The sequence below is a fragment of the Mannheimia indoligenes genome, from assembly GCF_036880405.1.
GTDB lineage: Bacteria > Pseudomonadota > Gammaproteobacteria > Enterobacterales > Pasteurellaceae > Mannheimia > Mannheimia indoligenes.
This window is the reverse complement of the sequence record NZ_JBAJJM010000005.1, coordinates 71,444-86,129: the sequence shown is the minus strand read 5'-3', so window position 1 is coordinate 86,129 and position 14,686 is coordinate 71,444. Positions and strand designations below refer to the sequence as shown.

The 14,686-nt window shown below is 40.6% G+C and carries 13 protein-coding genes; 10 read left to right on the top strand and 3 right to left on the bottom strand.

The window, feature by feature from the left end; all coding sequences use genetic code 11:
• Positions 1-23: 23 nt before the first annotated feature.
• Positions 24-893, top strand: a complete 870-nt coding sequence (locus V6W77_RS03645) for a hypothetical protein (RefSeq protein ID WP_428981770.1) — start codon at positions 24-26, stop codon at positions 891-893.
• On the opposite strand, the gene V6W77_RS03640 is transcribed toward V6W77_RS03645, so the two are convergent.
• Together V6W77_RS03640 and V6W77_RS03635 are read right to left on the bottom strand one after the other, a co-directional pair.
• Positions 783-1,472, bottom strand: a complete 690-nt coding sequence (locus V6W77_RS03640; protein WP_334253819.1) for a hypothetical protein — start codon at positions 1,470-1,472, stop codon at positions 783-785. The genes V6W77_RS03645 and V6W77_RS03640 overlap by 111 nt on opposite strands.
• Before the next feature lie 95 nt (positions 1,473-1,567).
• Positions 1,568-2,422 carry an oxamate carbamoyltransferase subunit AllH family protein gene (locus V6W77_RS03635; RefSeq protein ID WP_334253818.1) on the bottom strand — a complete coding sequence of 285 codons (855 nt, stop codon included), beginning with the start codon at positions 2,420-2,422 and terminating at the stop codon, positions 1,568-1,570.
• Positions 2,423-2,544: 122 nt separating this feature from the next.
• Here V6W77_RS03635 and allB point away from each other — a divergent pair, with 122 nt between their 5' ends.
• Positions 2,545-3,951 carry an allantoinase AllB gene (gene allB / locus V6W77_RS03630; RefSeq protein WP_334253817.1) on the top strand — a complete coding sequence of 469 codons (1,407 nt, stop codon included), beginning with the start codon at positions 2,545-2,547 and terminating at the stop codon, positions 3,949-3,951.
• An 86-nt stretch (positions 3,952-4,037) separates the two neighbouring features.
• Complete coding sequence (locus tag V6W77_RS03625; protein WP_334253816.1) at positions 4,038-5,366, top strand: NCS1 family transporter; 1,329 nt, start codon at positions 4,038-4,040, stop codon at positions 5,364-5,366.
• Between the two features lie 104 nt (positions 5,367-5,470).
• Here V6W77_RS03625 and V6W77_RS03620 read toward each other — a convergent pair whose 3' ends face one another.
• Positions 5,471-6,325, bottom strand: a complete 855-nt coding sequence (locus V6W77_RS03620; RefSeq protein WP_334253815.1) for an alpha/beta hydrolase — start codon at positions 6,323-6,325, stop codon at positions 5,471-5,473.
• Positions 6,326-6,420: 95 nt separating this feature from the next.
• Here V6W77_RS03620 and allE point away from each other — a divergent pair, with 95 nt between their 5' ends.
• From allE to V6W77_RS03585, 7 genes are all read left to right on the top strand, one after another.
• Positions 6,421-7,206 carry a (S)-ureidoglycine aminohydrolase gene (gene allE, locus V6W77_RS03615; protein ID WP_334253814.1) on the top strand — a complete coding sequence of 262 codons (786 nt, stop codon included), beginning with the start codon at positions 6,421-6,423 and terminating at the stop codon, positions 7,204-7,206.
• 32 nt (positions 7,207-7,238) lie between these two features.
• Positions 7,239-8,291 carry an ureidoglycolate dehydrogenase gene (gene allD, locus V6W77_RS03610; RefSeq protein WP_334236072.1) on the top strand — a complete coding sequence of 351 codons (1,053 nt, stop codon included), beginning with the start codon at positions 7,239-7,241 and terminating at the stop codon, positions 8,289-8,291.
• Positions 8,292-8,428: 137 nt separating this feature from the next.
• Complete coding sequence (locus V6W77_RS03605) at positions 8,429-11,428, top strand: bifunctional FdrA/YlbE family protein (protein ID WP_334253813.1); 3,000 nt, start codon at positions 8,429-8,431, stop codon at positions 11,426-11,428.
• A gap of 51 nt (positions 11,429-11,479) precedes the next feature.
• A complete protein-coding gene (gene arcC, locus V6W77_RS03600; RefSeq protein ID WP_334253812.1) occupies positions 11,480-12,412 on the top strand; it encodes a carbamate kinase in 933 nt (310 codons plus the stop codon).
• A gap of 122 nt (positions 12,413-12,534) precedes the next feature.
• Positions 12,535-12,783 carry a YceK/YidQ family lipoprotein gene (locus V6W77_RS03595; RefSeq protein WP_025342490.1) on the top strand — a complete coding sequence of 83 codons (249 nt, stop codon included), beginning with the start codon at positions 12,535-12,537 and terminating at the stop codon, positions 12,781-12,783.
• A 50-nt stretch (positions 12,784-12,833) separates the two neighbouring features.
• Complete coding sequence (locus V6W77_RS03590; protein WP_334253811.1) at positions 12,834-14,438, top strand: L-lactate permease; 1,605 nt, start codon at positions 12,834-12,836, stop codon at positions 14,436-14,438.
• 16 nt (positions 14,439-14,454) lie between these two features.
• Positions 14,455-14,649, top strand: coding sequence for a hypothetical protein (locus V6W77_RS03585; RefSeq protein WP_334237749.1), 195 nt, complete (start codon positions 14,455-14,457; stop codon positions 14,647-14,649).
• Positions 14,650-14,686 lie beyond the last annotated feature (37 nt).

Sequence of the window (14,686 nt, the reverse complement as noted above, 5' to 3'; positions counted from 1 at the left end):
AACGCTGGTTAAGCAGCGATTATATGTTCAATGCCCTACGTCACAACCATAACAATGTGCATAAACGCTTGGGCGACGGATTTTATGAACAGCGTTTAATTAACGAACAAATTAATCAACTGACTGGTCGCCGCTATATTGAAGGTTATACCAATGATTTAGCGCAATATAAAGCGTTAATGCATAGCGGGGTAAAATACGCCCAACAACTTAACCTGAGCGTAGGTATCGGCTTAACGGCGAAGCAGATGTCCGAACTGACAACGGATATGGTGTGGTTGGTCAATAAAGAAATCACACTGGCTGATGGGCGAAAAGTAACAGCCCTTGTGCCACAAGTGTATTTGGTTGCTCGTAATAGTGACATTACTTCCCGAGGTGCAGTGATTTCAGCCAATCAAATTATCGGTAATGTTGATAATCTACAAAACAGTGGAGTGATTGCCGGCTTAGATTTAACCCGCTTACACAGTAATGAACTGGAAAATAGAGGCACGATTTTGGGTGATACGGTGGATTTATCGGCTAAACAAAACCTGGTTAACTTAGGTGGTAAGATTGAAGCGGTGAAAGATTTATCCCTTTATGCAGGGAAAAACCTTGAAATCAGCTCTACCCTCTCATCAAGTCAAAGTGCTGACGGCAATTTTGCCCGCACGGTGTTAGACCAACTCGCTTCGGTAAAAGTCACTGGTGAAGGCGGACGTTTAACTTTACATAGTGACGATAACCTTACGATAAAAGCCGCTAATATTGAAAGCCAAGGCAGCTTAAAAGCAACCTCAGATAAGGCGTTGAGTATTACTACGCTGAATGTATTCTGCTTCAGCAATACATACACATTTTTGTTTTATTTGAATAACTTTCTCTGTTCTGCGAAAATATTGGTATAGATAGCTTATATTTGAATTGGATACCTTGAGTGGTAGGCTGAAAAAATCTTTTTTTGATAAATTTCTTTTTGCATCTAAATATGCTTCAACTAATCTCATTAATTGATTTGTTTTTATATATCTTTTATGGGGCTGGTTGTGTTGATTTGAAATTATGTTATTTACCTTAGATTGATGTGTTGATGAGGATTTTGTTACCTCGCTTTGTTGTTCAATATCATCTTCTGGTAATTGAAATTCATCTATAAAATCGTGTAATTTACTACGCACTTTTCTGAGTTTATATTCTTCATTACTTTCTCCTGCAATAGGTACAATTTTTGTTTGGCACCATTGACAATCTGCTGAGTGTGCAATATTGTTTTTAGTTATATATTTGAAATGGGGAGATTGCTTTATTTCATCTGGAAAATGATCATAATTTACCCCGGTAATTTTAACCCCTTTGGCACGGCAAGATTCTGTTGAACATAAAAATTGAAATCTTTTGCGAGGATAAAGATTTAAAAATTCAGTTCTTGCTTCTGTAATGGATACAACTCTGTTAAGCTGAACACAATAAGCTTCATATATAGACATAATTTAAATCTCCATATTGTTATGAATTAAAAGGGATTTTATTTATTATAATAAACAAGCGGTTGATTTTTATCAATAATTTGCAATTAGTTATGTTAGTTTTCCTCTAATAATAAATTACACCCATAATAAACTCCAAAAAGTGTATCCATTCCCGAAGAATGTCCAATATTTTCAAAGAGTTCACTCAATTTTTCTATTTCTATATTTTGTGTATCAAGATTTTTAAGGAAAGTCAGTACAGGGAGAGAAAATTGTTGTTGCAATGCACAGTCTAAAAATCGGCTGCTAATGGCATTAGTGTTCGCTAAGTTTTGTTTAATTTGTTGTGCGAGTTTTTGATAAAAAGAGGTTTGCGTTGCATTAAAATATTGAAGTGTGGCAAGCAAGCCGCAGAGAAAATCATCGCCACTTGGGGTAAGCCCAATGCCTAATCCAATTAATTTAGTCAAAATATTGCAAATGTTTTCCTCATCATTTGTTGTGTAAGAATGTTCTGCTTGGGCTAAATATTGTTTGAAAGCGGATAATATGAGGTCATCATTTTGTGCTTGAAGTAGGCGATTTAACCCTTTTTTATCTGAATTTTGCAGTATTTGTTTAGCAAGTTCAGCACAGATGTTGAGTTTATCATTTGGATGAGCATTACAAGCGGTCAATTTTGTGCAAAAAATTGCACAATTTTGGTAATTTAAATGAAGTTGGTAGTTTTGATTAAGTTTTAATCCTAGCTGTTGAAATTGCGTTTGCGTAAGATTCGTAATTAAGCTGATGGGAGAGAGTTTACTCTCTATAGGTTGCAGAGAGAAAATTTCCTTGTTAATTAATAAGTTAATGGTTTTGTTATACATTGAATGAATGGTTGCAATAGGGCAATCACCTAGTGTATTTTGAGCATAGTTTGTTGTTTTTGAAATAGTAATGTTTATTATTTGCTCTTTTATACTCATTCTGTAAAATACCTATTGCTTTTTCATTGCTATTGATTAGTATAAATATAAATCGAAATGCGATTTCATATTTTGTATTTTCCTTTCAAACCGTTAAAAGTCAATAAAAAAGAAGGTCTATTATGTATGATTTAATCGTTAAAAATGGGAAGTTAGTTACGCCTGATCGTATTTATCCGGCAACAGTTGCGGTAAAAGACGGTAAGTTTGTCGGTTTTTTTGCTCCTGAAACAGAGGTTGAGGCGAAAGAAGTGGTCGATGCGAAAGGCAACTTGGTTTATCCGGGCATTATTGACTGCCACGCACACTTAAACGAACCAGGTTTTGATTATCGTGAAGATTTTGAAACAGGTTCTCGTGCCGCCGTTGCAGCCGGTTGTACAACCCTCATTGATATGCCCCTCAATAATGATCCTTCTCTTATCAATAAAGACGTCTTTAAATTAAAACACGCCAACGTAAGTAAACATTCCTTTATCGACTTTGCTCTTTGGGGCGGTATTGTCGGTGATTATGATGATAGTCCAAATTCCATTAAAAGTAATTCTGCCGATTTAGTTGATCTTGAAGCCTGTGGTGTGGCTGCTTTCAAAGGCTTTACTTGCCCGAATGGTGATTTATTCCCAACTGTAAACTTAGGTAACGTGCGTAAAGCGTTGGAAATTTTAAAGCCGTTTAATGCGTTATCAGGTTTCCATTGCGAAGAATTTGGTCAGGTAAAAGAGCGTGTGAAAGAAGCGAAAGCGAAAACAGGTTTAACTAATCAAGAAAAAATCCGTGAATTTTTAGATGCTCACGATGTGTGGGTGGAATATGTGGCAACCAAAAACGTGATTGATATGTCAAGAGCGACAGGCGGTCGAGTGCATATTTGCCACGTAACACACCCAATGGTGGCTCAGTTAGTGAAAGATGCAATTTATGAGGGCTTGCCAGTATCGGGCGAAACTTGCCCACACTATTTAGGTTTTACCGAAGATTTTGTATTTGAAAAAGGTGGTCCGGCAAAATGTACGCCACCGTTACGTAAACGTGAAGATATGGAAAAACTTTGGGATTATGTGATTGATGGCACGCTTTCTTGCGTAGGTAGCGATCACTCGCCGGCAGCCGATGAAGAAAAAAATAACGATACTCACGATATTTGGGAAGCGTGGGGTGGCTTAAACGGTATTCAATTCTTCTTACCAATGATGTTTGATATGGTGGTGCATCAACGTAAACTCAGCCCAAGCTTAATTGCGAAAGTGATGGGTGTGAACCCTGCAAAATTATTCGGTTTATACGGACGTAAAGGGGCATTTGAAATAGGGTTCGATGCAGATATCGTGATTGTCGATCCGGAAAAACCGTGGAAAGTGGAGCAAGAGAAACTCTTTACCAAAGGTCACGTCACTTGCTTTAACGGTTTAGAAGGGAAAGGTGCGGCAACCCATACCTTTATCCGTGGTCGTTTAGTGGCAGAAAACGGTATGTACAAACAAGATGCTATGGGTTACGGAGAGTTTATTCGTCCGGTTAAGCGATAAATTTAAATGCGGTTAGTTTTTATTAGTTTAAAAATTGACCGCATTTTTATTATGATAAATATAAATGCAAATTACAGGAGCAGAAAATGTCTGAAAAAACCAACTTACAACCCATTCCGGAAAATAAACGGATAATGGATTTATTGTCTTACCTTTTCTTATGGCTGGGCGGCTGTGTCTCTATTGGTACATTTGCACTAGGTTCGGGGCAATTGGAGAAAGGTTTAAATTTAACTCAAGCCTTTGTCGCAATGTTGATAGGTTCATTATTGCTGATAGTGTGTTTATGTTTAAATGACCAAATGAGCTATAAAAGCGGTGTACCTTATGCGGTACAACTAAAAAGTGCCTTTGGTACAAAAGGTGGGATTTTACCGGCAATGTTGCGTGGTGTGCCTGCAATCGTATGGTATGGCGTACAAAGCTGGTTAGGTGGTTCGGCAATTAACCAAATCTCTATTTTATTATTTGGTTATGATAACTTAGTGCTTTACTTCTTATTATTCCAAGCCTTACAAATTTGGATTTCAACCACCGGTTTCCACGGTTTGAAATGGTTAGAAAATATCGGTGCGGTGGTGATTATTGCCTCTCTTGCTTATATGTTCTATGTTTGTATGACCAAATTCGGTGGCCGTATTGAAGAAAACTTGATCAATAAAGAAGGCACTTGGGGCTTACCGTTTGTAAGTGCAATCGTAGCATTCTTTGGTGTGAACGTATTGGTAATGTTAAATGTGGGGGACTATGTTCGTGAATTAAAACCAGGCTATTCAACAGCCAAACGTGGTGTGGTGTATTTCTTAGCGATGGTACCAACAACGGTATTTATGGGCGTTATCGGTTTAATGATTTCTTCTGCAACCGGAATTGCGAACCCAATCAATGCTTTTGCTCAAGCAGCAGATAATAAATTCTTGGTAATTATTACCTTAGTCTTTATCTTATTTGCTCAAATGACGACAAACTTGGCAAGTAACGTGGTGCCACCGGCTTATGCTTTAATGGATGCATTCAAAATTAAGCATAAAACCTCTGTAATTATCATTGGTTTATTGGCAATAGCAACTTGCCCGTGGTTAATTACTTCTGACGCATCTTCTAAAGGTGTAGATATTTTCGTATTAACCTACACGGTATTCTTCGGCCCGATTTTCTCTGTATTGTTAGTGGATTACTACATTTTACACAAAGGTAAAATTGATATTCAGGAACTCTATGACGAAAACGGCAGCCGTAAAGGTGTAAACTGGGCTGCGATTTTAGCGATCTCTGTTGGTGCGGTAATTGGTCTATTCAATGCAGATATCTCATTCTTAACTGCAACTATCCCAACCGCATTAGTTTACTACTTCGGTATGAAACATATGGCATCAAGTGCCCGTTTCAGAAAAGGGACGATTTTGGAGAAATAATAACAACCCCATACGAGCCGTATGGGGTTCTATAAGCCGAGCCACTTTGTGGCTCTGAGAAAGTCCCGGAGGGACTTGGATTATTTAACCTAGCACGGCTCGTGCTAGGTGTTTTGAATAAAGTTTATCGTTGCCTTCAACAATTCCTGTGTATGTACAGATTGTTCATCACGGTCAAAATCGTGAAGTTCGGCAGCAATCACAAAGCGAATTGGATTGAATTTATCGCATAGAGCTTGGAATTCCGCAAATGGTACATCAGGGTCACCTGTAGAGTGAGCGGCAAAAATCGGTAAATTTAATTCTGCCAAGCGTAAACTGTAATCAAGGTAGAAGAATTTATCTCTACCTTGATAAATTAACGATTTCCACTTGCCTGTTTGGCGAGCGTAAATATAAGCACTGAAGTGTGTCTTTAATTCCGCTTCTTGACGGGGAGTTGCTATCAGTGATTGAAAGGTGCTTTCACTCACTAATGGTAATTTTAAATAATGTGGGCTTGGGCTATCAAACCAACCATCGGTTAAGAAACCATAACCATAAAAGGAGATGACGCCTTTGGGCTGGGGAATCTCAACTTGTTGGCTTAATTTGACAGCAGTTAATAAAGCCAAATAACCACCTGCTGAACGGCCGAATAGGAAATAGGGGAGTTCATCGGCAAAGCGATTTTGCAGGTTTTTTAATGAAGTTAAAATCGACTGCATAATCTCGTCAAGCTGAGCCTGTGGTGCAAGCGGGTAATTTATCGCAATAATTTGCAAACCGGCTTGGGTAAATTGCTCAAGGTGAGTAAGCGGTAAATCTTGGTTAGAACCATACAATAAACCGCCGCCGTGTAGATAAATGATTCTTGCTTTCGGCTTGATATCTTCGTCTTGATAAAGTATTGCCGAGATTTCAAGCGCAGTGTCTTGAATTTGAATAGTATTTAGTGTTATTTGTGTACTTTGTAGCATAAATAGACCTCGTCTGTTTTGTGGTTATTATAGAATTGCTCTGTCTAATCACAAAATAAAAATCAACTTATAAAGTCACCCTAAAGGAGAATATTATGGGATATTTGAATGGTCAAACAGGTTATCGTCAAGGATTGCTGGAAACACGTTCGGTAATTCGTAAGAATAACTTTGTGATTTTGGAAACTGACGGTTTAGTTAAAAACAGTATTCCAAATTACCATAATTGCGATATTAGTATTTTATCTTCACCGGCATTAGGCGCCTCTTTTGCAGATTATATCGCAACGGTTCACCCAACGGGTGGCTGCACACAATTAGGCGGTAACGGTATTGAGGTTTTTGTCTATTGTGTAAGCGGTCAATTATCGGTAAAAAATTGCGATACCGAAACCACATTAGAAACAGGCGGTTATATTTTCTCACCAGCAGATAAAGTATTAAGCTTTGTCAATCATTCTGCCGAATCTACCAAAATTTATATTCACCGCCGCCGTTATACACCACTTGAAGGTCAGCAAGCGAAAAGCTATGTAGGCAATGTGAATAATATCGAATATGTGCAATACGAAGGTATGGCAACCTGCTTAATTAAAGATTTACTTCCGTCTGCTACCGATTTCGGCTTTGATATGAATATGCACATTTTGCTATTCAAACCGGGTGCATCACATGGTTACATTGAAACCCATTTCCAAGAGCACGGAATGTTATTCCTTTCAGGTAAAGGAATGTATCGCTTAGACGATGAGTGGATTCCGGTGAAAAAAGATGATTATGTCTTTATGGATTCTTACTGTCCGCAAGCCTGTTATGCAGTAGGCGATGAAGATTTTGTCTATATCTACTCGAAAGAATGTAACCGTGATGTAGAACTATAAGAGCAATTTACGTTTTATAAAAGGAATCAACTATGAAATTATCTAGAGAAGAATTAAAAGGTTTAATGAAAGCCAAATTAATGAAAGCAGGCTTAAACGACCAACATGCAGATATTACAGCGGAAATCCTGACTTGGTCTGATGAGCGTGGCTACCACTCTCACGGTGCAGTGCGTATGGAATACTACTGTGAGCGTATTTTCAAAGGCGGTATTACACACGATCCTAAATTTGAATGGAAAGAAACCGGCCCGGCATCAGCGATTTTTGAAGGCGATAATGGCTGTGGTTATGTGGCAGCGACTTTCGCGATGGAAAAAGCGATTGAGATGGCGAAAAAATCAGGTATCGCAGTGGTTGGTATTCGCAACATTTCACACAGTGGTGCGATTGGTTACTATACCGAAATGGCAGCAAATGAAGGCTTATTAGCGATTTCATTCTGTCAATCAGACCCAATGGCAGTACCTTACGGCGGTTCTGAACCATACTATGGCACAAACCCAATCTCATTTGCTGCCCCGGCACAAGAAGGCAAAAATGTGGTGTTTGATATGGCAACTACAGTTCAAGCTTGGGGTAAAATTTTAGACAAACGTTCTCGTGGCGAATCTATCCCGGATGATTGGGCGGTAGATGCTGAGGGTAATCCGGTAACCGATCCAAACAAAGTAAACGCGTTAGTACCAATTGCAGGTGCGAAAGGCTATGGCTTAATGATGATGGTCGATATTTTCTCCGGCATTTTATTAGGCGTGCCATTCGGTAAACACGTTTCGTCAATGTATCACAACTTATCTGAAGGTCGTCGTTTAGGTCAAATGCACATTGTAATTGATCCTGCTCGTTTCTGTGGTGCGGAACAATTCCGTGAAAGTATGGAGCAGTCTATCAATGAGCTTAATGAAATGACTCCGGCTCCAGGTAATGATAAAGTTTATTATCCGGGACAACGTGCCGAGATGCGTCGTGATAAATATTATGCAAATGGAGGTATTGAAATTGTAGATAAAGTGTATGAATACTTAATCAGCGATGATATCCATTTTGACCGTTACGATCACAAAAATCGTTTTGCGGATTAACCAGCGAACCTAGTACGAGCAGTTCTAGGTTATAAACTAAGTTCTTTGGACTTTGTATAGAGCCACAGGGTGGCTCGCGGTAGATTAAACCCCATACGGCTCGTATGGGGTCATACAATTTAGTTAGGAAGAGAAATATGTTAAAAACCGTAGTAAAAAAAGGCAGTTACCACGACTCGGTGGTATTAATGTTGCTGACCAATGCTATTTCAGGCTTAGATGGCGTGAAAAAAGTGTCAGTGATGATGGCAACCCCTGCAAATAAAGATATTTTTGCCCAAAGCGGATTAGACACCCCAGAATTATTAGATGCGACCGCCAATGATATGGTCGTGGTAGCAGACATTGAGCAAGAAGATGTGATCAACGTGGTAATGGAAAAAGTAGAAGCATTTTTAAAACAAAAATCACAAGCCAGCTCCGCTCAAACTGGCACCGAAGTTGTAAAATCTTGGGATAAAGCGACCGCTAAATTACCTGATGCCAACCTTGCGGTAATCTCTATTCCGGGTGCTTATGCCGCTTTAGAAGCGAACCGTGCGTTAGATGAAGGTTTAAACGTCTTTATGTTCAGTGATAACGTGAGTGTGGAAGACGAAAAAGCGTTAAAAGAAAAAGCTCACAGCAAAGGTTTAGTGGTAATGGGGGCAGATTGCGGAACGGGCATTATTCAAGGCGTGCCGGTGGCATTTACCAACAGCGTGACGCCGGGTTTTATCGGCATTATCGGGGCATCGGGTACGGGTATCCAAGAATTAACCACCATTATTGACCGCTTAGGCGAAGGGGTAGAAAACGCTATCGGTACTGGCGGGCGTGATCTTTACGAAGATATCGGCGGTATCACAATGTTAGACACCATCGAAGCGATGGAACAAAACGACAAAGTGAAAGTGCTGATCGTGATTTCTAAACCTCCGGCAAAAGCAGTGCGTGAAAAAATCTCCGCACGTTTAAGCCGTTACACCAAGCCGGTAATTACCTTATTCTTAGGCGAAAAACCAACGTTCCACGAAGAGAATTTCTATCACGCTTATACCTTAGATGAAGCCGCACGTTTAGCGGTGGCATTGGTGCGTAATGAACCAATCCCAACATTTGCAAAAAATAACGTAAATTCGACCGCTTGCGGTAAAACTTTAAAAGCCTACTATTCAGGCGGTACGCTTGCTGGCGAAGCGGCAATGTTGCTGAAAGATGCGTTGAAGATTGAAGGCTCAGGTGCGAAAGCAGACGGCTTTATGTTTAAACAAGACGGTCACATTGTGGTGGATTTGGGCGATGATGTTTATACACAAGGCAAACCACACCCGATGATCGACCCGGCTAAACGTATTGAATCAATGCGTGAAGCGGTAGATGACGCAACCACAGGCGTGATTTTATTTGACATCGTGTTAGGCTACGGCTCACACGAAGATATGGCAACAGCGTTAATTCCAACCATTCAAGAATTACAACAAAAAGCCAAAGCCCAAAACCGTGATGTGGCGTTTGTAGCAACGGTATGTGGCACGCGCAGTGACTATCAAGGCTACGATGAAACCGTGCGTAAATTAAAAGATGCCGGTGTTGAAGTGTGCGAAACCAACAAAATTGCTGTGGAAAAATCATTAGCATTATTAGGTTTACAATTTGATGAGCCGGAAAAACCAATTAAAGCGAAAACCGTAGTTCAAGGCGAAAATAACCCTGCCTCCGAGCAGTTATTACGCTTATTATCTGAAAAACCGAAAATCATCAACATTGGTCTGAAAAGTTTTGCTGATGTGGCAGAAAAATTTGGCTGCCAAGTGGTGCAATTCAACTGGCAACCACCGGCGGGCGGTAATATCCAATTAATCAAAGCCTTAAACTTCTTAAATGAATATGAAGGATTAGATATTGATGAGGCTAACCGTAAAGTGATTGCTAAAGTGGTTGCTGCCGCTCCGATTATCCGTGATAACGTGTTAGCGAAAACAGTCATCAAAGAGTTAAACGAAGGCAAAGTGATTTTACACGCCGGTCCACCAATTCAATACAAAGATATGCCAAATACAGTGCAAGGTTCTTGTGTTGGTGCGGTGTTATTTGAAAAATGGGCAACGGACGAAGCCTCTGCTCGAGCATTATTAGAAAGTGGCGAAATCAAATTTATGCCTTGTCACCACGTCAATGCAGTTGGCCCGATGGGCGGTATTACAACAGCTAATATGCCGGTTTGGGTAGTGGAAAATGCCACAGATGGCAACTCTGCGTACTGTACGATGAACGAAGGTATCGGTAAGGTATTACGTTTCGGAGCATATTCTGATGAAGTGGTAAAACGCTTAGAGTGGATGCGTGATATTTTAGGTCCAACTTTAGGTAAAGCAATTCGTTCAATGGAAAACGGCTTGGCGGTGAATCCATTAGTGGCGAAAGCGATTGCGATGGGCGATGAGTTCCACCAACGTAATATCGCAGCATCAATGTCGTTCTTCAAAGAAGTGGCTCCACGCATTACTGCAATGAGCGATTTAGCGGACAACGACAAATATGACGTAATCAAATTCTTAGCTGATACCGATCAATTCTTCTTGAACATTATGATGGCAGCAAGTAAAGCTATTATGGATGGTGCGAGAACTATTACTGATGGTACGGTCGTGACAGCAATGTGCCGTAACGGCGTGCATTTTGGTATTCGTATTGCTGGTATGGGCGATGAATGGTTCGTAGGGCCGGTAAATACGCCACAAGGCTTATACTTCACCGGTTATGATGGTGAAGATGCGTGTCCGGATATCGGTGACTCCGCGATTACTGAAACCTTAGGTGTTGGCGGTATGGCAATGATCGCAGCACCGGCAGTAACCCGTTTCGTGGGAGCGGGTGGCTATGAAGATGCCCTTCGCACCAGTAACGATATGATGGAAATCTGTATCGACCGTAACCCGAACTACGTTGTACCAAACTGGAACTTCCAAGGCGCTTGCTTGGGTGTGGATGCACGATTAGTGGTTGAAAAAGGCATTACGCCTGTGATCAACACCGGTATCGCACACAAAATTGCTGGTTTCGGTCAAATCGGTGCAGGTACAGTTCGCCCACCGCTAGCTTGCTTTGAGAAAGCGGTGTTAGCGTATGCAAGAAAATTAGGTTTTAAAGAATAATCACTGTAGGGGCAAATTGCAATTTGCCCCATATTGATAAAAGGATAGTAAATGTCAAAACAAACCATCGTATTAGCTTTAGGCGGTAACGCTTTAGGCAATAATTTGAAAGAACAACGTGAAGCTGTGGCAAAAACGGCGACTGTTATTGTGGATATTTTGCAACAAGGCAAAAATATTGTGATTACTCATGGTAATGGGCCACAAGTGGGTATGATTCAACGTGCAATGGACGATTTCTCAAAAATTTCAGGTGATGAAATTCCACTTCCAACCAGTGTGGCAATGAGCCAAGGTTATATCGGTATTGATTTACAAAATGCGATTAAATATGAGTTAGTCAAACGTGGTATTGACCAAAAAGTTAGTACCATTTTGTCGCAAATTGAAGTGGATGCAAAAGATCCTGCATTTGAAAATCCGGATAAACCAATCGGCCGTTTCTTAACTGAAGCTGAAGCTCAAGAGTTAGAGGCTAAAGGTATTCGCACAATGGAAGATGCCGGCCGTGGTTACCGTATTGTCGTGCCTTCTCCAAAACCACAACGTATTTGTGAGTTAGATACGATTAAAACGTTAGTGAATGCAGGTCACATCGTGATCACTTGCGGTGGCGGCGGTATTCCGGTGGTGGCTGATGAGCAAGGTCGTTTAAACGGCGTAAATGCGGTGATCGACAAAGATAATGCAAGCTCGTTATTAGCTGAAAAACTCAATGCAGATTATTTAGTGATCTTAACAGCGGTGGAAAAAGTGGCAATTAACTGGGGCAAACCAAATCAAGAATGGTTGGCAGAGTTAAGCACAGCACAGGCTCGTCAATACATCGCAGAAGAGCAATTTGCGAAAGGTTCAATGTTACCGAAAGTTGAGGCTGCGTTGAAATTTGCCGAAAGTGGTGCAAACCGTAGAGCATTAATCACTTTATTGGATAAAGCAGCAGAAGGCATTGCTGGTGAAACCGGTACGGTGATTTATTCATAAATTTTACCGAGCCTGTAGGGGTAAATTGCAATTTGCCCCTACAAAATATAATGACAAGCGGTCATTTTTCTACATTTTCTTGCAATAAGCTTGTTTAAGAACCCAAATATAGGAGTTCAGGTATGAAATTAGCTAAATTAGTGGTAATCGCATTATTAGCGACCTCTCTATCAGGCTGTGGAACACTTTTATCATTCGGTGTTGGCGATTGCTCTCCTTATTCAGGTGTTAGAGCAAATGCTGATCTGATGTCTGAACCTGGCCCAGACGGTGCAGCTCTTACAGCATTAGGTATAGTTGATATGCCTTTTAGCTTGGTTGCGGATACTGTGCTGTTACCTGTTACAGCAATTTGTGCTATTTCAAATTAACAAGCGGTCATATTTTTAAAATTTTTTACAATTAGGTTTTTCAATAACAAATGGATATTCCAGTTAATTTTTTTATGTGGTTTATGGCGTTATTGCCAATTATCACATTAGTGATTTTGATGGTGAAATTCCAATGGGGAGCAACTGAAGCGGCACCCGTTGGCTTGTTAATCACCATTTTTAGCGGTCTTTTCTTATATCAAGCAGATGTTTCGCTGATTGCGATTGAATCTGCTAAAGGCATTTGGAATGCGTTAGTCATCTTGCTGATTGTTTGGACTGCTGTCTTGATGTATCAAGTCAGTGATGCGGCAAAAGCCTTTTTAGTGATCCGCACAGGCATGAGTAAATTATTCCCAAATGAACTTTTGCTCGTGATGACAATGGGCTGGATCTTTGAAAGTTTCTTACAAGGGATTACAGGCTTTGGTGTGCCGGTAGCAGTAGGCGCTCCATTACTGATTGGTATTGGCGTTCGTCCATTATGGGCGGTGGTGTTGCCGTTGCTTGGTCAGGCGTGGGGGAATACGTTCGGTACTTTAGCGGCAGCTTGGGATGCCTTGGCGGTGTCGGCAGGGTTAGAAGTGGGCAGCGATGATTATTTCTTAACCGCACTTTGGTCTGCTGCATTTTTATGGTTCTGGATTGTGGTGACAGGCTTAGCGATTTCTTGGTTCTACGGGCGTGGTAAAGCGTTGAAAAAAGGCTTATTGGCAACTGTGATTATTGCGACCATTCAAGGCGGTGGCGAGTTAATTCTAAGCCAAGTGAACACTACAATCTCAGCATTTATTCCTGCCTGTTTGTCAATTTTAGCCATCGTATTCATCAGTAAAATGAGTATGTATAAAGATAACTGGCGTGTGGAAGATAGCCCGATTATGGATAGAACCAAAACCACCGAAACGGAAGAAGCATTGCCGAATATGAACCTGTTGCAAGCTTTTATTCCGTATATTGTGCTGTCGGTTATGACGCTCGCAATCCTTGTGATTACACCAATCAACCAATTCTTATCGCAATTTAAGTTCGGCTTTGCTTTCCCTGAAACCGTAACCGGCTACGGCTTTGTGAATAAGGCTTATAGCTCTTACTCGCCGATTGCGATTTTCACCCACGCCAGTATGTTCTTGTTCGCCTCTTCGATTATCGGCTTGATCTACTACCAACGCAAAGGTTGGATTGCTAAAGGCGGCACGAAAACCATTTTTGCGAAATCGATCTCAATGACAATGCCGTCAGGTATTGCAGTGGTAGGTCTCGTGATTATGTCGAAAATTATGGGCGGTACGGGGCAAACTGCCGTGTTGGCTCAAGGAATGGCAGCAGTATTGGGTAAATCTTATGTGATTTTATCGCCATTTATCGGTTTTTTAGGGACTTTTATGACCGGTAGTAATATGAGTTCAAATATTTTATTTGGCGATTTTCAAATGACGACCTCAAAATTACTCAATGCCAACTCAGCGGCAATTTTAGGAGCTCAAACGACAGGTGGGGCGATTGGTAGTGCGATCAGCCCAAGTAAAATTATTTTAGGCACAACCACCGCCAATATTTTAGGTAAAGAAGGGGATGTAATGAAAGCGATTATCTGGATCACTTTATTACCGACTTTATTAATTGGTATTGTGGCTTACTTTGCCTCGCTTTAGTAATAAGGAGTAAAAAATGGGAAATGCGTTTTTTAAAACCAAAGCGGGCAAAATGACCTTGGCTTTTATTGTGATTATGCTCGCCTTTGCCTTAATTATGTTAGGCATTGCACAAACCAATAATACCTTTACCCATATCGGATTTGTATTAATGGTTGCGGCGATGGTATATTCGCCAATAGATGTGTTTATTCTAAACCGCAAGAAATAAATGTAGGGGTGAATTGCAATTCGCCCACCTAAAATAA